Source organism: Parabacteroides distasonis ATCC 8503, from assembly GCF_000012845.1.
In the GTDB taxonomy this organism is placed as follows: domain Bacteria; phylum Bacteroidota; class Bacteroidia; order Bacteroidales; family Tannerellaceae; genus Parabacteroides; species Parabacteroides distasonis.
Genome location: NC_009615.1, coordinates 3968927 through 3991348 on the forward strand (window position 1 = coordinate 3968927; position 22422 = coordinate 3991348).

Sequence of the window (22422 nt, forward strand, 5' to 3'; positions counted from 1 at the left end):
TCTTTTAAGAGGAATGGGAGCATTTCCATTAATATCCTGGGTTTTGCTCGATGATTCCATTTTTCGCAAGGTCTATAACCGCTTGCGGTATCGGGCCGTATTCGTGGGTCCCTTTGATGAAACGGGCATTTTGGAGATGAGAGCGGAATGTCTTCTCATGCTCGAAATAAGTGTTCATCACGTCTGAGGCGATTCCCCAACGGACTAGATCAAAGAAACGTTCACCTTCTAAGGCGAATTCCAGACGTCGTTCGGTACGTAAGGCTCGGATCGCCTCCTCTTTGTCGGAAAATGACGGATATAATCCGATCCGGTATTTGGCGGCATCCGCTGTCCCGTCAGCGGTTTTTACGGTCTGGCTGTTCATGGCACGCTCGCGAACTTGGTTGATGTATTTCAATCCGGTAGTCAAATCGCCTAGTTCGATAGCAGCTTCGGCACGCCACAATAACACGTCCGCATATCGAATAATATAAACATTCAATGCGTTTACGTATGGCCAGATAGCCAAATAGTAACTTGAGTTCTTGGAGACAATACGTTTTTTAGGGCTATACGGACCGTAAACCGTAGCCTCACGAGGAGTCCAGTCATAGAGTTGGACATCTAGGAACATGATTCCGGGGCGGGCTACCGTGTGGTCTAGGCGGGTGTCTACATAATCATTTTCCGAAACGTCTATGCCGTCTTCCAAAGGCAAGCCGTTGGAGTCGGTCTTATAAGCGTTTACTAGGTTTTGGGAAGGACGAAGGAAACCATAGTTGGGATAAGGGCCTCCCGGAGGTAACAAACGGTCGCCCGGATTTCCGTTGTAGTTGTTCGGGGAGCCATCGTTGATAGAGGCTTGGACTGAAAATAAAATTTCAGGGCAGTTGTCATTTTCCGGCAAGAAGATATTCCGGAAGTCGGGGAGTAGCTGGTATTTGCCGGAATTGATCACCTCATCCGTCGCTGTAGCGCATTCCTGCCATTTGCCTTGGAACAAGTAAACTTTAGCCATATAAGCCCGGGCCGTCATCTTACATGGACGTGCCACATCCGGCTGGGAATCCGGGAGACCTTCGTAGGCGGCCTTAAAATCATTCAGTATCTTCTCCCATAATTGATCGGATGTATACTCCTTATTCGAGATAGAGGCGAATGCGGAAGGATCGCTGACACTCTCGTCGAAATATGGGATCTGGTTATAGATGATCTTTAAGTTGAAATAGAAATGGGCACGCAGGAAACGCATCTCGGCGATACGGGTCTCCTTTTTATCATAATCGCTGCCTTTGAGGATACGGATCGCTTGGTTACAGCGGTTCACGCCCTCGTATAAGGCTAGCCATTTCCGATTGTAATCTTGGATAGTCGGGTCGATATGGAAGATTTCCATCAAGTGAACCGGGTTCTGGTCTCCCGTACCACCTCCGCCTTTGTAGGTATCGTCTGAGATCACATCGCCAAATTGCCAGTTGGAGCATCCTGAATTCAAGCCGGAGCTGGCATCGTCCATCTGGCCGTCTAGGATGGAATAGGCGGAGATAATCAATCCCTCGATGTTATTGGGATCTTGTGCTTGTTCGGGAGTCAGTTCGCCTACAGGTGTCTCTTCCAGAAAATCGCTGCATGATGTCAATGCGAATACGGCACAGGCCGCTATAATCATTTTCTTCATATTCTAGTTTGTTGTTGTTTGATGATTAAAAACTTACGTTTACTCCAAAGGTGAAGGTGCGGGATAACGGATAGATGCCGCGGTCCACACCCATATCTAGGTTACGGTAGTCACTGGAGTAACTTTGCAATCCCACTTCCGGATCGATACCGTCGTATCCTGTGATCGTGAATAAGTTGGTTGCTTGCGCATAGATATACAAGCTATTGAACTTAATCTTGGATAGGATGGACTGAGGTACGGAATAACCGATTTTCATGTTCTTTAAGCGAACGAAAGAAGCGTCTTGCACATAGTAAGACGAGGGCCGGATGTTATTGTTCGGATCGTCCATGGTGACACGGGGTATGTCCGTATTCGTGTTGGTTGGTGTCCATGCATTAACGACACGGCTGTTTTTGTTGTATTGCGATTGATTGTAGAAATCACCCACATAACGGGTCAAGTCGTATACATCGTTTCCGAACATTCCCTGAAAGAATAGACTGAGGTCAAAATTATGGAAGTTGACTCCTAATGTAAGGCCTGCTGTGACATCGGGGAGCGGGTTACCGATATAGTCACGGTCGTTACCGTCTATTACGCCATCTCCGTTTACGTCTACGAACTTGATATCACCCGGTTTTGCGTTAGGTTGGAGTAGTTCGCCTTTATTATTGGTATATGATTTGATCTCCGCCTCGCTCTGGAATAAACCGTCTTCTTTATAAGCGTAGAAAGAGCCGATTGGTTGACCGATGGCGGAACGAGAAACCTCTTGATCGAAGTTGAGGGAGTGAATCACACTGGTAGGCAGTCCGATATAGGAGACATCACCGTCTAATTCCGTCATCTTGTTCTTGATAGCGGACATATTGAAGGCGACATTGAACCCGAAATCTTTATTGATGCTCTTATTGTAGCTGACCTCAGCTTCGAAACCCCGGTTACGCATTTTCCCGACATTGTCCCATACCGTTTGGTTTGTACCCCCCACGGTACCGATCAAGGGACGCTCCCATAATAAGTCCTTGGTATCTTTGTTAAACCAATCCAGCACAACGGTTAGGCTGTTATCTAGGAAGCCTAGATCCAGCCCGACATTAGTTTGCGTGGTGGTCTCCCATTTCAAGTTTGCGTTACCGTAACGGGTTTGGGTGTATCCGGTTGTCACGGAACTTTGGCTACCGTCGATCGGATAGTTGGAGTGGTTCGGATTACTCATGTAAGAATCGATCGTGGAATAAGCCGGGATATCAGAGTTGCCGTTTTGTCCCCAACCTATGCGGACTTTCATGTTGCTGATAGCCGGAATATCATAAAACGGTTCGCTACTGATACGCCAGCCTGCGGAGACAGCCGGGAAATTACCCCATTTATTGTTACCAAGTTTAGAAGATCCGTCACGTCGGAACGTGGCTGCGAATAAGTAGCGGTTGTCGAAATTATAATCAATTTTACCGAAATAAGACATCATCTTGGAAGTAAAGGCAGAACCTGCGTTCTTCTGGGAGCCACTATCGCCCGCATCGAGGAAATGGAAGTTATCGTCATCCGAGGCAAAGCCTTCACGGGAGGCGGAGAAGTATTCCTCTTGATAACGGTTTGTCTCGATACCTAATAAGGCTCCGATCGTATGTTTATCGAATGTCCGTAAATAGTTTAACGTGTTCGTGAATACCCAATTGAAGTTCCAACGGTTTTGCGTGCTCAACGTACTCAAGGGTTGCTGGGTGTTCAATTCGTTGTATTTGGCCTTGAAGCTTCGTTTATACAGGTTTTTATAATCCGCTCCGAAGTTGGTCTTGAAATAAAGTCCCTCTAGGATATTCAGTTCGGCGAATAGATTACCGAATAGACGGGTGGTACGATCTTTATTATCCTTATTACGGTATAATTCGCCTAACGGGTTGGAGATGTCGGCGATCGGGTTGCTGCCGAAATTCCCGTCCAGATCGTAAACAGGGGTAATGGATACGGTCTTATAGGCGTTGTATAACATACCTCCCAGTGCGGCGTTATTGGTGACCGAGGTTCCCCACGCATGTGATAATGTGGCGTTCTCACCGATTTTCAAACGATCGTTGAAGAGCTTGAACTCATTGTTGAAACGTCCGGATATACGTTCGAAACCAGTATATTTCATAAGACCGTCTTGGTTGAAATAACCTAGGGAGAACAAGTGGCTGCTAACTTTATCTGCTTTCGCCAGAGAGAGGTTATAGGACTGGACCATGGCTTTTTGCATGATCTCGTCAACCCAATCCACGTCTCCCGAGGGAAGACGGTGATCTGCGTCAAGGAATTCCGGAATTACGGCGGTCTCGCCGGAGCCATACACGTCGCTTACTGGTGATTTCCCGTCGTTACGCTGTGCCTGCCATAATAAGTCGCCATATTCTTGGGCGTTTAGCATACGCATCTGTTTTGCCGAGGTTTGTACTCCCACGTAAGCGTCTAGGTTTACCCGGAAAGTACCTTCCTTCCCTTTTTTTGTACTGATGATAACCACGCCGTTTGCCGCACGTGCACCATAGATGGAAGCGGAAGAAGCATCTTTCAATACCTGCATACTTTCGATATCATTCGGGTTGAGAAAATTGATGCCGCCCTCTACTGGTACGCCATCGATGATATAAAGCGGATCATTGTTACGGATCGTGCTGAAACCGCGTACACGTACCGCTACGCCTCCGCCGGGCATATTATCCGGGATTACGTTTACGCCGGACAATTTACCTTGCATCATTTGATCTACACTGGATACCGGGGTATCTTTCAGGTCGCCTACCTCCAGTACGGAAACAGCACCGGTAAGGTCTTTTTTCTTCTGTACACTATAACCTACCACGATAACCTCGTCTAGGTTCTGGGTGTCATCCTGCAATTGGATCGTGAGGGGAGAACCATTCCCGGCTGGAATCTCCTTGGTGTTATAACCGATATAAGTAACGACCAATATGCTTTGCTTGTTTTGCAGCGAGAGAGAAAATTTGCCGTCAAAATCGGTTACGGCTCCATTTGTAGTCCCTTTCTCAATCACGTTAGCCCCGATAATTGGTTCTCCGTTCGTATCGGTGACTACGCCACTTACCGTGAATGTCTGTTGGGTGATCGTCATTCGTCCAGTAACGTTTGGCAGATCCTCCGCTGGTGCCGCATTGATTGGCTGTAAGTATGCTACGCCTAGCAAAAGAGCGGGAATCGCCATCGTAAAGTAATTTCTGTTGTCCATCCTTTTGTCCTTAAAATATATTAGAATTAATCTATTTTTTCAGAACGCAAAGGACGTGTGATTGTATTACGATGATATGTCTATGTTATTAAAAATGTGTTCACGATTGTATTGCCTTTCAGTGATATGACGATTAGGCTACGATTACAAAAATGATGTCGGTTGTCTTTTGCGTATTGGTTAATGACGTTTTAGTACTAGTGAATAAAATGTAAGAATTATGAAAGTAACTCATTTTAAGAAAGTAAGCGAAACAAGTGGTGTGTGTGTCCTGTTAAGATTGTACTTATTTATAATCGAATAATTTATACTGTGCGTAGTCTTTACGAGACATTCAAGTAGCCTGTGAGGGCGAAAAAGCAGTAATATTAATACTAGTGTAATAAAATAAAGTTCATTCAGCCTGTTCTTCTGTGAAGAAAAACAGGCTGTGTTTTTATTGCTTGGCAGGATCTTCGTCTTTATTCCACTTATCTCGCATTCTCAGACGTTTGACTTGCAGATAGCGTAGAAGGATGATGATGACGAGCGTAGCGCCGATCATCAAGAAATATTCGGTATAATTATTCCCCGAATTGTTTCCCGGCCAGCCGATGATACTCATTACGATTAAGTAGACAAGTAAGGCAATTGTTGTGATGTTGATCTTCTTCATATTCGTTTTATTCTTAAAACAGGGCAAAGATATAAGATTGTTTCGGGCTTTAGGAGGTTAAAACGCATTTGTACTGTGCCCGATAATGTTCTGTTTGAATAATTAAGATATATAAACCTTGTGGGAGGGGAATCGGGAGGATAGGGTTCCCTGCCTGTACCGCTTGCGTAAATACCAATATGCCTGCCGGAGTAAGTAGTTTGACTTTACCGGGGGATGGAAGATTATTAATGAATAAAGTTTTGTTCTCTAGCTGATAGCTTAATTCCGGAAATGAAAAGGCTTGATTGGAAACAGGAGGATCTTGTCGGGCTTGAGGTTCCGATGTTGGGAAAGATATGGGTGCATTCGTTGATAATAATTTATAATTGGCTGGTTCGGATGTATTATATACAGATAGGCTGGTACTATTATTCGCTTTGACAAAGAAAGCGGAGAATGGAGGGATGGCGAAATCGCTACCGATCACGTAGGGTTGGTAGGTGGAGCCGTCATATATATAAATGTATCCGTCTAAGGCCGAGTTTGATTCTATTTGACTAAGAGATAAAGGAGCCGGCAGAGGATTACCGCATAGATACCAGCCGTTGTGATTCTGGTTCTGGCTTTGGTTGTTAATGCTTACCGGAATAGAGGCTTGACCGTTTTTTCCGAAATCTATAGGGATATCTTTTGCTTTCGAGGAGAAACGAAGGTTCTGACGATCGGCGGAAGCGTCAATAGCGATCAGGTACCCCTTGTTCTTCTTGAAGATGGGCTGGGATGTATTGATTATTGTTTGTGGTATGACTTCCCAGTTGTTGGAAGGGCTTTGTGAGTTGGCTCGCTTTTCTCCGTTATAGGTTTGTACGTAAAAGTAGTTACCGTTTGTATCGCTTTTGTCATCACCCAGTTGGAAATCCGGGTCTATGCCGGAAGCGAATACATCGAAGGGGAAGGAGATAAAATACCATTTGCCTTTTTGAGCGAAGGTCTTCTCGATTGTTATTTTGCCGGAGATGTTAATAGTTCCAGACGATCGCAAGGTGGAGGAAGACGCCAAGATACCATCATTAGGATAGATGGTAAGGTTATTTGCGGATAGATTTCCGGTTGGTAAAATATGGATATTTCCATTGCCAATAAAGATATCTTTACAGCTGATATTTGTATTTATGGAGATATTGCCGTTAATCAAGGCGTTGCGGTGACGGTAGGCGGGTAGGTGGCTCCAGCGATCCTCATGGTTCCAATCGCTGTTTCCGGTAAATAGGGAATAGGTAGGAATCATGCCGTGTGCGTAAACGCTGTCTACATAATAATAGCCGTTTTTGGTATTGGCGGCCGGTGTGGGGACGATAAGATCTAAGCCCGGAGGATTGTTTTTTATATCTGTGGTTTTGAAAGGATTGATGCCACTCTCTCCTATGGTTGGAACTAAGGAGGGATAACTTGTTTCCCCTTTTCGATAGGTTCTGGCTCTCATGCCTTCTCCTTCTACTAGAAGGATGCCCCCTTTCCGTATACTGATTTTTATATCTTGATGATTTGTTAACGTGAAATGCTCGAAAGCCACTTGCGTATTCATTGGCATTCGTAACCCGTAGTTTCCGTGGCTGTTAGGAATATCTTTCACGCCGGAGATATCTTCAATAAGGGCTTCACCTGTAATGGCATAATCCCAATTATCAGAAGCAAGTCCCTCAAATGTCTGCATCCGAAACGTATCCCGGATAGATATATTTGCGTTACTTTGCACAAAACTTTCCCATGTAGATGGATTTGAAACTTGTGACTGGATAAATTGTTGTACGAATAGGAATGCCGTACAAACGACAACGCATCTGGATAGATGCCAAATTCTCTTTTTCATAGCTAAGTTGATTTATATTTGTAAATATGTTCGCAAATATACGTAAATAATTGAAATAATATATCTTTGTGGCATGAAAGAATTTATCATATCTGAGGCACAGACCGAAAAGGCCGTTTTGGTGGGTTTGGTTACCCCCGAGCAAAATGAGCAAAAGGTTAAGGAATATCTGGACGAATTGGCTTTCTTGGCCGATACGGCAGGGGTGGATGCGGTAAAGCGTTTTACCCAGAAAATGGATTACCCGAATTCCGTCACTTTTGTCGGGACCGGTAAATTGCAGGAAATTAAGGAGTATGTGGTAGAGAATGAGATCGGCTTGGTGATCTTTGATGATGAGCTGAGTCCGAAGCAACTCCGTAATATTGAGAAAGAATTGCAGGTGAAAATCTTGGATCGTACGAGCTTGATCTTGGATATCTTCGCTAGCCGTGCACAGACCGCCCATGCGAAGACACAGGTGGAGCTTGCACAATATAAATATATGTTACCCCGCTTGACTCGTCTGTGGACACACTTGGAGCGTCAGCGAGGCGGCGTAGGTATGCGTGGTCCGGGTGAGACACAGTTGGAGACTGATAAACGTATTATCTTGGATAAGATCGCACGATTGAAGAAAGAGCTGGTGGATATTGACAAGCAAAAAAGCGTACAACGGAAAAACCGGGGTAAGATGGTACGTGTAGCGTTAGTCGGATATACGAACGTAGGTAAATCTACCTTGATGAACTTATTGAGCAAGAGTGAGGTCTTTGCCGAGAATAAGTTGTTCGCTACGTTAGATACGACCGTACGCAAGGTCATTATCGAGAACTTGCCGTTCTTGCTGTCTGATACGGTCGGATTTATCCGCAAGTTACCGACCGAGCTGGTGGAATCTTTTAAATCTACCTTGGATGAGGTACGGGAGGCGGATTTGCTGGTACATATCGTGGATATCTCACACCCGACTTTTGAAGAGCAAATAGAGGTCGTGAACCGTACGTTGGCGGAGATCGATAAGACCGAGAAACCGATGATCATGGTTTTCAATAAGGTGGATGCATTTACCTTTGTCCCGAAAGAGGAAGATGATTTGACCCCTCGTGGTCGTGAGAATATCGATCTGGATGAACTGAAACGTACGTGGATGGGAAAATTGCAAGATAATTGCATCTTTATCTCCGCCAAGGAACGTACGAATATAGAGGCGTTGAAAGAGATGTTGTATGAACGGGTTAAACAAATCCATATCACCCGTTTCCCCTACAATGACTTCCTCTTTCAGCAATATGATGAAGAGTAGAGTCTTACAAAATTAGTACCAATGAATCATTTGAGAAATTTGCGGCCGGATGAGATCGCCACCTTGCGATCTCAGGCTTGCCGGGCCGATGATTGGAATCAAGTTTGGGTTCCAGAAGTGTTTGATATTGAATATGTGAACCACGTACGTTTTTCAGGAGTGGTTAAGTTAGGAGCCTTTCGTAAGATTTTTACCCTGCCGGGAGGATTGGTAAAGCATAGCGGGCTTCGTCATGTTACCCTACATAATTGCACGTTGGGGGATAATGTGCTGATCGAGAACGTACAGAATTATATCGCTAATTACCAGATCGGTGATGACTGCTTTATCCAGAATATAAATGTTATGTTGGTGGAAGGCAAGGCTACGTTCGGGAATAATGTCGAGGTGTCGGTCTTGAATGAGACCGGCGGGCGTGAGGTTCCGATTTACGATGGCCTGTCGGCTTCATTGGCTTATATTATCGCATTGTACCGTCATCGTCCGGCCTTGATCGAACGCTTGCGGGATATGATTACCGCTTATACGGAGGGTATCGCCTCTACGGAGGGAACGGTTGGCGATAAGGTCAAGATTGTCAATACCGGTACGATCCGTAACGTGAAGATTGGTGATTACGCGACCATAGAGAATAGCGCACGTCTGGAAAATGGTTCCGTAAATAGTAAGAGAGAGGCCCCGGTATTTATCGGGGATAGTGTGATCGCGCAAGATTTCATTGTCTCTTCGGGAGCCAAGATCGCGGATGCCGCTAAGATTATCCGTTGCTTTATCGGACAGGCTTGCCAAGTGACGCATAACTTCTCGGCCCATGATTCCTTGTTGTTCAGCAACTGCGCTTTCGAGAATGGGGAGGCTTGCGCTATATTCGCCGGTCCGTTTACGGTGTCTATGCATAAGAGTAGTTTGTTGATAGCGGGAATGTATTCGTTCTTGAACGCGGGAAGTGGCTCTAACCAGAGTAATCATATGTATAAGCTGGGACCGATCCATCAAGGGATCGTGGAACGTGGCTCCAAGACTACCAGCGACTCGTATATTCTTTGGCCGGCCCGTATCGGCGCTTTCTCTTTGGTAATGGGTCGCCATCATCACCATAGCGATACTTCCGATATTCCCTTCTCCTATTTAATAGAGAAGGATGATGAGACTTACTTAGTCCCGGGAATTAATCTTCGCAGCGTGGGTACGATCCGTGATGCCCAGAAATGGCCGAAACGTGATAAACGTACGGACCCGGATCGCTTGGATATGATTAACTATAATCTATTGAGTCCCTATACGATCCAGAAGATGCTGAAAGCGGTGGATATCTTGAAAAACCTGCAGGCATTGGTTGGAGAGACTTCCGAGATTTATTATTATCAGAATACTCGTATAAAAGGTTCCTCCCTCCGGAATGCGTTGAACTTTTATGGGATGGCAATTAATAAGTTCTTTGGTAACTCGTTAATCAAGCGTTTGGAAGGTACGACCTATTGTTCTATGGAAGAGGTCTGGGAGCAATTGCGTCCTACGGAATCCAAAGGCTCCGGAGAATGGTTGGACTTGGCGGGCTTGATCCTCCCGAGGGAACCGCTAGAAGCCTTGTTGCAAGATATCGAACAGGGGGAAATCGCTTCCTTAGAGGATGTGGAATGCTTTTTCCGTTTGGTTCACGGACGTTATTATTCCTTGGAATGGACATGGGCGTACGAGATGATCGAACGTTATTATGGGGTGGATCTCCGTTCGATTTCCGCCGCAGAGATTATTGATCTGGTTCGTCGTTGGCAAGAATGTGTGATCCGCTTGGATGAGATGCTTTATGAGGATGCCCGTAAGGAATTCTCCTTGACTTCTATGATTGGTTTCGGTGTGGATGGTTCCAACAAGGAAAAACAACAGGATTTCGAGGGTGTTCGAGGAGATTTCGTGAATAATCCGTTTGTTACCGCCGTACAGGAACATATCGTGAATAAACGGGCGCTTGGGGATGAACTGATCGAGAGGTTGAAACCTTTAGTATAAAGCCTATGAAACCATTATTTCAAGAACTGCCATTCCCGATAGATAGTCACATTCATTTCTATGTGGAGGATCTACCGCATTTTATAGTGCCTTGGCACTACCATCCGGCTATTGAGATAATGTATATCACAAGTGGTACGGGTACTCGCTTTGTCGGGGATCATGTGGAAGGATATTTCGAGGGCGATGTTTGTATGATCGGCCCTCAACTGCCACATGAGTGGAGAAACGACCCCGTTTATTTCGATAAGAGCTCCGGCTTGCGGGCTACTTGTATTTGCTTGTTCTTCAAGCGTCAGATTTTTGAACCTAATTTAATCCGTCTTCCGGAGATGAATAATATCCGGGAATTGATAGAGCGTTCCCGTAGAGGAATTAAGTTTGTGGGTAAGTCCCGGAAGAAGATTGCCGAGCTGATCAGCCAATCCGCCAATGAGACGGGAGCGAGTAGGGTGATCAAATTGATTGCTTTACTGGAATTAATGGCGACTTCCGAAGAATATGAGATATTAGCCAGTACGGGGTTTACGGAAACGGTCAACTCGGACGATTTCGAGCGTTTCAATAAGGTCTATAAATATCTGGTGAAGAACTTCACGTCTCCAGTGAAGCTGGAGGAAGTCGCCGCTTTGGTAGGCTTGACTCCGACCGCTTTTTGTCGTTATTTCAAGAAACGGACCAAGAAGACTTTCGTGGAGTACCTGAATGACATGCGCATAGGACATGCGAAAAAACTATTGATAGAGGGAAACCTGAAGATATCCACGATTAGTTCCGAGGCCGGATTCAATAATCTATCCAACTTCATCGGCCAATTTAAGAAAACCACGAATATGCTTCCATCCGAGTACCAGAAAAAATATAAGGAGCGCCTGGATGGAGAATAAGGACAGGATTTCATAGTTGTTTGGAAAAATACTAAAATAAAGCCCAAGGTATTCGATCTATTTTTGCGATATAAGTTGTATCGTAAAATAGAATATCATGGAACATAAAAAGATTGTAATCCCATCCTTGTCATTTTTTCAAAATGAGTTAAAGGGGGAAGGTGTGGTAAAGAGCCGGAGAACTTTAGGTGAGCTTGCCGGAATTTTTGAGAATCAAGATGCTTATTCCCAATTACCATTAGATCAATTAGCATACGAGGTATATAGTTATTTACCGGAGCGGGAAGGCACTCCGGGAGGGCTTTATTTTGGTATTACTCAATTATATCCGGGAAAGGTGGGAGATGAGTATTTCATGACGAAAGGCCATTTTCATCAACAAGAGGATCGTTCGGAGTATTATTGGGGATTGGAAGGCGAAGGTATGTTGATCTTGATGGACCGGGAACGGAATACGTGGGCGGAAAGGATGATGCCGGGTAGCCTGCATTATATACCGGGCGGTGTAGCGCACCGGGTAGCTAATACTGGAAATAGCGTCTTGTCATTTGCCGCATGCTGGCCTTCGGATGCCGGGCATAATTATGAAGAGATAGCGAATAAGGGCTTCTCGGCCCGATTGGTAGAAGTGAACGGTACCCCTAAATTGCGATAGCTTATGTATACGATAGCGATAGATTTAGGGGGGACGGTCGTAAAGATCGGACTATTGTCTGATGGTGAGATCGTAGACTGTGTGAGATTACCTTCCCGTCTGGCTCTGGGATTAGCTCTGAACTTACCTAAGATAAAGGAGGCGATCGATCGGTTGTTGGCCGCTTGGCGTATTGATGTGGCGGCGCTTCGTTGTATCGGCCTGGCTTTTCCCGGGTTGGTAGATCCAATTCATAACCGGGTAATCTCTACGAATGAGAAGTATGATGATGCCTGTTCGATCAGTCTGGATAAATGGGCATGGGAGAATTGGGAAGTTCCTTTCTGCATGGATAATGACGCTCGTTTGGCCGTAGCCGGAGAATGGTGGCAGGGTGCGGCCCGGGGAAAGAACAATGTAGTCATGATGACAATCGGAACCGGTATCGGTACGGGAGTCGTGATCGATGGACGGCTTCTGTATGGACAGCATTTTCAAGCGGGTTCTTTGGGAGGACATTTTGTGTTGGATTATAAGGGCCGTCGATGTTCATGCGGGAATAAAGGCTGTGTAGAAGCTCTGTCTTCCTCTTTTTTCTTGCCGACCATTATCCGGGAGCATGCCCTTTTATCGGAATCATTTAAGCGAGATGCGGATATCTATGATTTCAAGCGCATTTTCAGGTTGGCGCAGGAGGGGAATACAGACGCTTTATTGATTAGAAACGAATGCATGGATATCTGGGCATCGGCGATAATAACCTATATACATGCTTATGATCCGGAAGTGGTGATTCTGGGAGGGGGGATTTTAAAAAGCCAAGAGGTAATCATTCCTTATATCAGTAAGCGAGTGGATGAATTAGCTTGGTGTCCTTCCGGGAAAGTCCCGGTTGTCCCGGCAATATTGGGCGATGACGCCGCTTTATTCGGCTTGGAGTATTTCATGGTAAAACAACAGCAAAATGAACGGATTTGTATTTGATAAAGGAATTGATATAACACCGGTTCAATCGCCTATGGGGTTTACCTATGGGGCGGGTGTATTTGGTCCGGAGGTCGAGATTCGCCGGCTGGAAGATATACGGGCTAGTTTGCGTGATCCTCAATGCAAGGGACCGGAGCAGGTTTACTCGATCGCTATGGATGTCGGCAAAGAAGAACATCGTGTGTTGCTGAATAAGTTACATTTGTTATTCGGGGTAGTGACATATAGCGCTGGTAAATTGGGGCAGGAGCCAGTCAGAAGTCAAGGGCATATTCATAAGATATCTCCTTATAGCGGTTGGTCTACGCCGGAAATCTATGAGATTTGGTCGGGAGAGGCGATTATTTATATGCAGGAGTATGCGGAGGATCAACCCGGTCGATGTTATGCGGTACATGCCTTTCCGGGGGATGTAGTGATCGTTCCTCCCTATTGGGTACATGCGACGATTAGTGCGAATCCGAGATTGCCTTTGACTTTCGGGGCGTGGTGCGATAGAGATTATGGTTTTGTGTATGAGGGGGTTCGTAAACACGGGGGAATCGCTTGGTTTCCTATATTTAATGGAAGCGATGAATTAGAATGGATTGCGAATCCGATGTACGATTCCTCTCATTTGATTTGTAAATCTCCTTCGGATTATATTTCTTTAGATATTCGGAAAGGGGTATCTATTTACAGACAATTCGAGGAAAATCCGGAGATTTTCTTATATGTGCCTAATCCCGCGTTGAAAGCGGAGGTCTGGCGTGATTTCGAGCCTTGAGTTTATAGATGGATTAAATACACAAGAAAAACATGAGAAACACGAGTTATAGATATTGGATGATTTATGTGATAGCGATTGTCGCCGCCATGGGAGGACTATTGTTTGGTTTTGATACCGGCGTGATTTCCGGGGCAATTCCTTTCTTCCAGAAAGATTTTGGCATAGACGATAGTATGGTGGAGGTCGTTACTTCCTCCGGTTTGCTGGGAGCTATTCTGGGAGCGCTGTGTTGTGGTAAGTTGACGGATCGCATAGGGCGTAGGAAAGTCATTTTGACTTCGGCTGTTATTTTCGCTATCGGTGCGTTATGGTCGGGATGGGCTCCGGGCATTTATCATTTGATCGCCGCCCGTTTATTCCTGGGGGTGGCTATCGGGATATCTTCTTTTGCGGTGCCTCTTTATATCGCAGAAGTTTCTCCGGCGAAATCACGGGGGATGTTTGTCGCCATGTTCCAATTGATGATTACGATCGGGCTTCTGGTATCTTATCTTTCGGATTTGTATTTTGCGGATGAGACGTCTGTTTCATGTTGGAGGCCGATGTTTTATGTGGGGGTGATTCCCGCTATTATTTTGTTCGTGGGTATGTTGCTGGTTCCACCATCTCCAAGGTGGTTGATGTCCGTTGGCAGGGAGGAGGAGAGTTTATCGGTCTTAAAGATGATCGAGCACCCGGATCAAGTAAATGTCTCATTTGAGCAGATGCGGAATGAGATGCGGAAAAATGATGAGCAACAAGGGCGTTTTAAGGATTTGGCTCAGCCTTGGTTGAGGAATGCGTTGGTTATCGCTATTGGTATCATGTTCTTCCAACAGTTCGTAGGTATCAATACGGTGATCTATTATAGTCCTAAAATATTCTTGATGGCCGGTTTCGATGGTGCGGTCTCTGCGATTGGGGCTTCTGTAGGGGTGGGAGTTGTCAATTTATTGTTCACGTTACTGTCTGTCTATTTCGTAGATCGGCTGGGAAGGCGTAAACTTTATTTTCTGGGGTTGAGCGGTATCGTGATTTCCTTGTCGCTACTCGCTACCTCTTTTATATTCGCCGCTCAATTAGGGGATTCCGGGAAATGGCTTTCCATTGTCCTTATTTTCTTATATGTGGGATTTTTCGCTATCAGCATCGGGCCTCTAGGTTGGTTGATTGTGTCGGAAGTGTTTCCACAAAAGTTAAGAGGGCTGGGGGCTTCTCTCGGTTCATTGTCCGTTTGGTTTTTCAATGCGATCGTATCGTTTACCTTTTTCAAGATACTGAAGGTATTCTCAATACAGGGAACCGATTTAACGATCAATGGCGAAAGCCAAGGGAATCCGGCAGGAGCGTTCTTATTTTATGCGTTTATTGGAATTGTGGCGATTATTTGGGGATATTTCTATGTACCGGAAACGAAAGGAGTTTCATTGGAGAATATCGAGGCTTTTTGGAGAAAAGGAGGACACCCGAAAGATAAAATAATATAATATGGATAGAAGAGTATTTATTAGACAAACAGCAGTTGCGGCATTAGGCGGCTTAGTGGCTTTTGATTTATCAAATGCATTAGCTAAAAGTGAAATGGCTTTTGCCGGGAAAGGAGAAATCTCGCCCCGGGCAATCACCATGTGGGATTTTTCTTGGTTGGAGAGGCGTTGGCCCGGAGCCGGTTATGAGGACTGGGACCAAGTATTGGACGAGCTCTCGGAACGGGGGTATAATGCGATACGTATTGATGCTTATCCTCATTTAATAGCGGAGAATCCAATGAAGAAATGGTTACTTAAAGAAGTTTGGAATCAGCAAGATTGGGGAAGTCCGGATATGAATGAGGTACAAGTTCAACCGAATTTGAACTTGTTCTTGTCGAAATGTAAGGAGCGGGATATTAAGGTCGGGCTTTCTTCTTGGTATCGTCTCGATGTGGATGAGGTTTGCCTGAAATTGGATACACCGGAGAAATTGGCGGATTGCTGGCTGACAATCCTTCGTTCGATCGAGGAGGATGGGTTATTGGATACGATCCTTTATGTAGATCTTTGCAATGAGTGGCCCGGTGATTCGTGGGCTCCTTTTTTCGCTAAGACATATCCGAATGTCGGTTGGGGGAATTGGTATAAGGAGGAATCCTTACGATGGATGAAAACCTCGTTGGAGAAGATGCGACAAGTATATCCGGATATGCCATTCTTATATTCTTTTGATCATGGGGATGTCAAGAAATATGAAGAGGTGGATTGCTCTTTTCTTGATTTGTATGAGCATCATATTTGGATGGCCCAACAGAATGGTGGAGAATTTTATAAGCTGGTGGGATATGGCTACAATCGTTTTTTACCGGATGATTATAAGAATGTGGTGAAAAACGCAGAACGGGTTTATCGGGAAAGACCTGGATATTGGCAGAAGTTGTTGACTGATAAGATAGAGCTTATGGCTTCTGTGGCCCGGAAGAATCGCCGTCCTCTTGTTACGACAGAGTGTTGGGGATTGGTGGATTATAAGGATTGGCCTTTATTGAAATGGGACTGGGTAAAAGATCTCTGCGAGTTGGGAACTATTACGGCAGCTCGTACGGGTATGTGGGTCGGCGTAGCGACCAGTAATTTTTGCGGGCCTCAGTTTGCTGGAATGTGGCGGGATGTGGAATGGCATAAACGCTTGACTTCTATCATCCGTTCTTCCCCGCTGGATGAGTCTCTCACGAAGAATAATGAAGTAGCAGCCAAATTATTGAAACGACTTTAATCTTGGGATGGTATGTATTACGATGATTCTTATATTTTGATAAGATTCTAAAAGCAGGAGGTAAATTTCTAAAAAGTTTATGTTTCTAATAATTGTAACTTGCCTTCGTGAAAGAGTTAAATAAATCGGATGTCATGAAAAGAATAATTTTAATTATGTGTTGCTTCCTATCCGTATTCGCTTGGGCCGATGACGGGAGGACAACGATCTCATTAAATGGGGAATGGGATTTTGATCAGACGGAACATGCTTTTCCCCCACGGAAATATACCCGTAAGATACCGGTTCCGGGATTGGTGCATCTAGCTAGGCCGAAAATTTCTCAATACGAGAAATTCTTCAAGAAGCCTGACGGCGTGGAGTTGGTGGAACAGTTTAATTTCTTGGAGAGAGATTATACGCCAATGTATAATTGGTATAAGCGAAAAGTATTTATCGACGAGAAATTCAAGGATGAGCAATTATTCCTTACGATAAAGAAAAGCCAATACGTTACACGAGTCTTCGTGAATGGACATCAAGTAGGGTCTTCCATGGAATGCTATACTCCAATGGATTTTAATATTACGAGTGCCGTAAAATATGGCTCGGACAATGAGATCTTAATTCAGGTGGGCGACCGGGCGTGGTTGCCTAGCGAGGCTGCCGGTGGTACGGATAAGGAGAAAGTCCATTACCTACCCGGAATCTGGGACGACGTGTTCATCACGGCTACCGGTAAGATGCGGGTCGACAAGATTTTGTTCCTACCTTCTCTGGCTAAAGGATTGGTGACAGTTAAGACTTTGGTGAGAAGTTTGTATCCACCCCAAATGTTGTATGGGGATAAAATGAAGGACTCTTGTAAGATTGAGTTCTGTGTCAAGGAGAAGACCACAGGGCAGGTGGTTGGAAAGAAAGTGATTGAAGGTGAGGTTAAACGGGATAATAGGACTTATTTCGAAACGAGTATCTCTTTGGATAATCCGAAGGCTTGGACTCCGGATTCCCCTTTCTTGTACGAAGGCGAGGTCTCGGTGTATGACCAAGATGAGCTTGTAGATCGTTATTCGGTGAACTTCGGGATGCGTGATTTTTCGAGAAAAGGCAAATTCTTTACGCTTAATGGGGATAAATTCTACTTACGAGGCTCCAATATCACGCTTCAACGTTTCTTTGAGGACCCGGATTGTCAAGCGTTGGCTTGGGATCGGGAATGGGTGAAGAAGCTGATGATAGACTTGCCAAAGTCGATTGATTGGAACGCTATGCGAATATGTGTCGGTATTGTTCCGGACTTCTGGTATGATCTTTGCGATGAGTATGGCATCGTATTGCAAAATGAGTGGCTTTATTGGCAAAATCATGGATGGGATGAACAGGTACGTAAGGAGTATACGAATTGGGTATGGAGCGATGGCAATCATCCCAGTATCGTGATCTGGGATGCGATCAATGAGAATTGGGACAGTTATATAGGAAATACGCTGATTCCCGAACTAAAGGAATTAGACCCGACCCGGATCTGGGATGCCGGCTATATGACATCTGATCAGATGGGAACGAATGATGAGATGGATGAGCCACACCCATATCGCGCGCTAACGTTGATGCATTCCAGTGAACTGAACGACTACTTCAAAAACAATCCCTATAACTTAGGTGCATTGCATGAGAATTGGGTAGGTTTCTCTTCTATACTAGATGCGGGCGTTCCTCAGTTGGTCAATGAGTACGGATGGATTTGGTTATGGCGTGATGGACGGCCCTCGAAATTGACACTCAATAATTATAATTATTATCTCGGCGAGAACGCTACTCCGGCTCAATGCCGTGAATTGCAAGCCTATTGGTTACAGCTTGAGACCGAGTGGCTGCGTTCAGAACGCTCGGTGGGTGGAATCTTGGCCTTTTGCCATCTGACCAATAATTATGGTTTCACGGGAGATTGGTTTATCAATGATATTAAGGACTTGCAACCTTCGCCGGCTTTCCGGTGGTTCAAGCATTGCTTCGCTCCAACGGCGGTCTTTATCGACTTGACGGACCATCGTTATACAAAACATCTCCCTGCCTTGAAACCGGGTAGTGATTTAGTCTTCAACTTGGTTGGGGTGAACGACTTGAATAAAGACTCGTCAGGAAAAGTTCTCTTGAAACTACTAGACGAGAAAGGAACTATTATTTCGACACAAGAAGAGTCTATTGTGATTGAACCTTTTGGCAAGCGGCTTCAACCTTGCCTTCTGAAATTGCCCTCAAAAGCAGGAGGTTATCTTTTGATAGCCGAGTATCATGAGAAGGGGGGGGCGAAACCAGTACTTAGTCGCCGTTATCTAAAAGTAGGCGATGCGGTAACCTCTTTCAAGGATTACTTTGAGTATACATTAAATTAGTTAGGTTAGCTTTTATATCCAATTTCCTACGGCGGCACTCCTCGTGAGTGCTGTCGAGGGGAATGCTACCCCTTTTTTGAAAATACTCAGAGTCCGAATAACCAAAAAGTAATGTTAGGAATATTGTTTAAACCTTTAAATTCGAATAATTTATGAAAAAGAAAAGTAAGGATCAGCGATGGCGTTGGATATGTGCCGGGTCATTATTGCTCGCTTCCTTAAGTGGCAATCTGGAGGCAAGCGGCCTTTCCCATCCTGATGTAAATCCGATGGAAGTTTCTCAAACGGTAAGAAAATTGCGAGGAACGATCTTGGATACGAATGGAACTCCGGTTATCGGTGCGAGTATTTCCGTAAAAGGAACTACTACCGGTACGATCTCTGACATGAATGGTGTATTTACGCTAGATGTGAAAAATGGCGATATCTTGGAAATCTCGTTTATCGGCTATCTCTCCCATACGGTTAAGGTCGGTACGCAGACTGATTTGCAGGTTGTCTTGAAAGAGGACACGCAAGCCTTGGATGAGGTGGTCGTGGTTGGTTATGGCGTCCAGAAGAAGAGCGTGATGACAGCGGCCATAAGCCGGGTCACCTCCGATGATTTGGAGAAGCTGACACCTACCCGGGTAGAGGATGTGTTACGGGGAAAGGTTTCGGGAGTAAGCATTATGCAGAATTCCGGACAACCGGGAGCCGAGTCGAGAGTCCGTATCCGTGGTACAGGAACTATTAATGATAGTAACCCTTTATATATTGTGGATGGAATGCCACTTGAAGGAGGTGTCGATTATCTGAATCCGCAGGATATACAATCTATCGAGGTCTTAAAAGATGCCGCTTCAGCCGCTATCTACGGTTCGCGTGCGGCTAATGGTGTTATTTTGGTTACGACAAAGAGCGGGAAAAAAGGAAAAGCGGTTGTCAATTATGATTTCTCAATCGGTTGGCAAAATCCTTGGCGAAAAATGTCGGTCTTGAATGCCACCGAATATGAGACAATAATGAATGAGGCTTACGTGAATGCCGGGATGGACCCTATTTACGATGATCCTTCGAAAGCTGGTGTAGGGACGAACTGGCAGAATGAGATTTATAACGAGAATGCCCCGATCATGAATCATCAAGCGAGCATCAGTGGTGGTGGTGATAAGGGAAGCTATTTCCTTTCTTTTGGTTATTTAGATCAAGAAGGAATTGTTGGAGGAAAAGATAAGTCGGATTATAAACGATATAGCTTACGTTTCAACAATACCTATAATGTGTTTGAGAATAAGACGAATAAATTCTTCCGTAGTTTCAAGGTCGGTACGAACCTAGGATATACACGGATCATATCCAAAGGTATTTCGGAGAATGACAACTTCTCCGGCCCGTTGGCAAGTGCGGTGATGACTCCACCGAACGAATCGGTCTATCTGGAGAATCCTTCGGCGGAAGATCTCGCTTATTACGAAAAAAATTATCCCGGTTATGTCAAGGATGACGAAGGCCGTATTTATAACGTGATCGAAAATCAAGAGATCGTGAATCCGGTCGCTATGATGCAGACCTTAAACAATAACAAGGACTGGGATAAATTTGTAGGATCTGTTTGGGGTGAATTGGAAGTATTCGAGAATCTTACGTTTAAGACCTCTCTCTCTACGGATATGGCTTTTTGGGGCGAAAGGAATTGGTTCCCTGTTAGTTATTTGTGTTATATGGTCAAGAATGAGAAATCGAGGGTGGAGCAAACGATGAATCGTGGCATGAAACTTCTTTGGGAGAATACGTTGAGTTATAAACGTTCGATCGATAAACATAATTTCGCGGTTTTACTGGGAACCTCTATGGAACGGTATGATAGTAAAAAGGTAAAGGGAACGGCCTTGAACTTACGAGCGGAAGATGATCATAAAGCGTGGATCGATTTCACCAATAGTGCCTCTCCCGGCGATCAGCATTCGGAAGGTGGGGCGACGGAGCATCGGATGGCCTCCGTTTTCGGACGATTGAACTATAATTATGACGAAAGGTATATGCTTGAGTTAACCCTTCGTCGGGACGGTTCCTCTAACTTCGGCCGGAATAATCAATATGCCTATTTCCCGTCCGTCTCTGCGGGCTGGACGTTGACTAACGAGCCTTTCATGGAAAATAAACCGGGATGGTTCGACTTCTTGAAAGTGCGCGGAAGCTGGGGACAGAACGGAAATGAGAAAATCGGATCGTTTGGATATACTACGACAATGACCGGAGGAAATAACTATAGTTTCGGGGTAAGCTCGAACGGTGTCATTCATAGCGGAACAAAGCCTACTTCTTTGGCTAATCCTGATTTGCGTTGGGAAACATCGGAGCAATTGGACTTTGGATTTGATTCTCGCTTCTTTAATAACTCCCTTTCTTTTAGTTTTGATTGGTTCAAGAAAGATACAAAAGACATGTTGATGGAGCGTCCGATACCCCTATATGTGGGAAGTGGCTCGCCTTTATCGAATGTCGGGACATTGACAAACCAAGGTATCGAGCTTGAAGTCGGTTATAAATTAAGTGTAGATAAAGTGAATCTATCTTTCTTGGCGAATGCTTCTTATGTGAAGAATGAGATCAAGAATCTGGGAAATCAGACGGGATATATTGATAAAGAGAGTTTACCAACTTTAGGTACGGTATCAAGGAACGAAAATGGTTATCCAATCGGTTATTTCTTCGGATACAAGGCAATTGGGGTTTTCCAGACACAAGAGGAGATCGATAGCTATATCAGTCCTGCTACCGGTAAGCCTATACAACCGAATGCGGCACCCGGTGATACGAAATTTGAGGATTTGAACGGAGACGGTGTGATCAGCGATGATAACGAGGACCGTACGATGATAGGCAAGCCTAATCCGGATTGGATGGTTGGACTTACCGTTGCGGCTGATTGGAATGGCTTTGATTTAAGTGCCTTTTTCCAAGGTTCTTTTGGAGCGGATGTTTTCGATGCGTTACGCCGTTATGAGTTGGCGGCAGTCAATTATACGTCGGATGCTTTGGAGCGATGGACTGGACCGGGTACCTCCAATTCGATGCCAAGGATTGTGTTAGGTGATACGCCTAAGAACTTCCGTCCGTCTACTTTGTTGGTTCACGATGCTTCTTTCTTGCGCTTACGTAATTTACAGGTAGGTTATACGCTACCGGCTCAGTTGACCCGGAAAGCTTATATACAACGCTTGAGATTTTATGCGTCGTTCGATAATTTGTTGACTATTACGGGATATAAAGGGATGGACCCGGAAATTGGTTCAACAATGGGTATAGATAAGGGTGTATATCCTCAAGCCCGGGTTTATACATTTGGATTGAATTTGACATTTTAATCATTAAAATTAGTGTT

The 22422-nt window shown here is 44.9% G+C and carries 14 protein-coding genes; 10 read left to right on the plus strand and 4 right to left on the minus strand.

What is annotated here, in order from left to right; translation table 11 throughout:
• Positions 1–28: 28 nt before the first annotated feature.
• The 4 genes from BDI_RS16395 to BDI_RS16410 all read right to left on the minus strand — a co-directional run bounded on the left by BDI_RS16395 (position 29) and on the right by BDI_RS16410 (position 7381).
• Positions 29–1660, minus strand: a complete 1632-nt coding sequence (locus tag BDI_RS16395) for a RagB/SusD family nutrient uptake outer membrane protein (RefSeq protein WP_011967255.1) — start codon at positions 1658–1660, stop codon at positions 29–31.
• 25 nt (positions 1661–1685) lie between these two features.
• On the minus strand, positions 1686–4874 hold the full coding sequence (locus BDI_RS16400) for a SusC/RagA family TonB-linked outer membrane protein (protein WP_005863341.1): 3189 nt from the start codon (positions 4872–4874) through the stop codon (positions 1686–1688).
• 436 nt (positions 4875–5310) lie between these two features.
• On the minus strand, positions 5311–5529 hold the full coding sequence (locus BDI_RS16405; protein WP_005859902.1) for a hypothetical protein: 219 nt from the start codon (positions 5527–5529) through the stop codon (positions 5311–5313).
• A gap of 49 nt (positions 5530–5578) precedes the next feature.
• Positions 5579–7381, minus strand: coding sequence for a T9SS type A sorting domain-containing protein (locus BDI_RS16410; RefSeq protein WP_005859900.1), 1803 nt, complete (start codon positions 7379–7381; stop codon positions 5579–5581).
• 73 nt (positions 7382–7454) lie between these two features.
• Between BDI_RS16410 and hflX the strand changes: the two genes are divergently transcribed.
• The 10 genes from hflX to BDI_RS16460 all read left to right on the plus strand — a co-directional run bounded on the left by hflX (position 7455) and on the right by BDI_RS16460 (position 22405).
• Complete coding sequence (gene hflX / locus BDI_RS16415; protein ID WP_005859898.1) at positions 7455–8666, plus strand: GTPase HflX; 1212 nt, start codon at positions 7455–7457, stop codon at positions 8664–8666.
• Positions 8667–8687: 21 nt separating this feature from the next.
• Positions 8688–10676, plus strand: coding sequence for a DUF4954 family protein (locus BDI_RS16420; protein WP_011967257.1), 1989 nt, complete (start codon positions 8688–8690; stop codon positions 10674–10676).
• A 5-nt stretch (positions 10677–10681) separates the two neighbouring features.
• Positions 10682–11563, plus strand: a complete 882-nt coding sequence (locus tag BDI_RS16425; protein ID WP_005863332.1) for an AraC family transcriptional regulator — start codon at positions 10682–10684, stop codon at positions 11561–11563.
• A 97-nt stretch (positions 11564–11660) separates the two neighbouring features.
• The gene (locus BDI_RS16430) at positions 11661–12218 is read left to right on the plus strand and encodes a glucose-6-phosphate isomerase (RefSeq protein ID WP_011967258.1); all 558 of its coding nucleotides are present in this window, start codon (positions 11661–11663) and stop codon (positions 12216–12218) included.
• A 3-nt stretch (positions 12219–12221) separates the two neighbouring features.
• Complete coding sequence (locus tag BDI_RS16435; protein WP_008779090.1) at positions 12222–13181, plus strand: ROK family protein; 960 nt, start codon at positions 12222–12224, stop codon at positions 13179–13181.
• Positions 13162–13950: a glucose-6-phosphate isomerase family protein gene (locus BDI_RS16440; protein WP_011967259.1), complete on the plus strand. Its 789-nt coding sequence runs from the start codon at positions 13162–13164 to the stop codon at positions 13948–13950. The genes BDI_RS16435 and BDI_RS16440 overlap by 20 nt, the downstream gene beginning before the upstream one ends.
• Positions 13951–13982: 32 nt before the next feature.
• A complete protein-coding gene (locus BDI_RS16445) occupies positions 13983–15419 on the plus strand; it encodes a sugar porter family MFS transporter (protein ID WP_011967260.1) in 1437 nt (478 codons plus the stop codon).
• Between the two features lies 1 nt (position 15420).
• The gene (locus BDI_RS16450; RefSeq protein ID WP_011967261.1) at positions 15421–16680 is read left to right on the plus strand and encodes a cellulase-like family protein; all 1260 of its coding nucleotides are present in this window, start codon (positions 15421–15423) and stop codon (positions 16678–16680) included.
• Positions 16681–16814: 134 nt separating this feature from the next.
• Positions 16815–19055: a glycoside hydrolase family 2 protein gene (locus tag BDI_RS16455; protein ID WP_008779094.1), complete on the plus strand. Its 2241-nt coding sequence runs from the start codon at positions 16815–16817 to the stop codon at positions 19053–19055.
• A 152-nt stretch (positions 19056–19207) separates the two neighbouring features.
• On the plus strand, positions 19208–22405 hold the full coding sequence (locus BDI_RS16460) for a SusC/RagA family TonB-linked outer membrane protein (protein ID WP_008779095.1): 3198 nt from the start codon (positions 19208–19210) through the stop codon (positions 22403–22405).
• Positions 22406–22422: the final 17 nt, after the last annotated feature.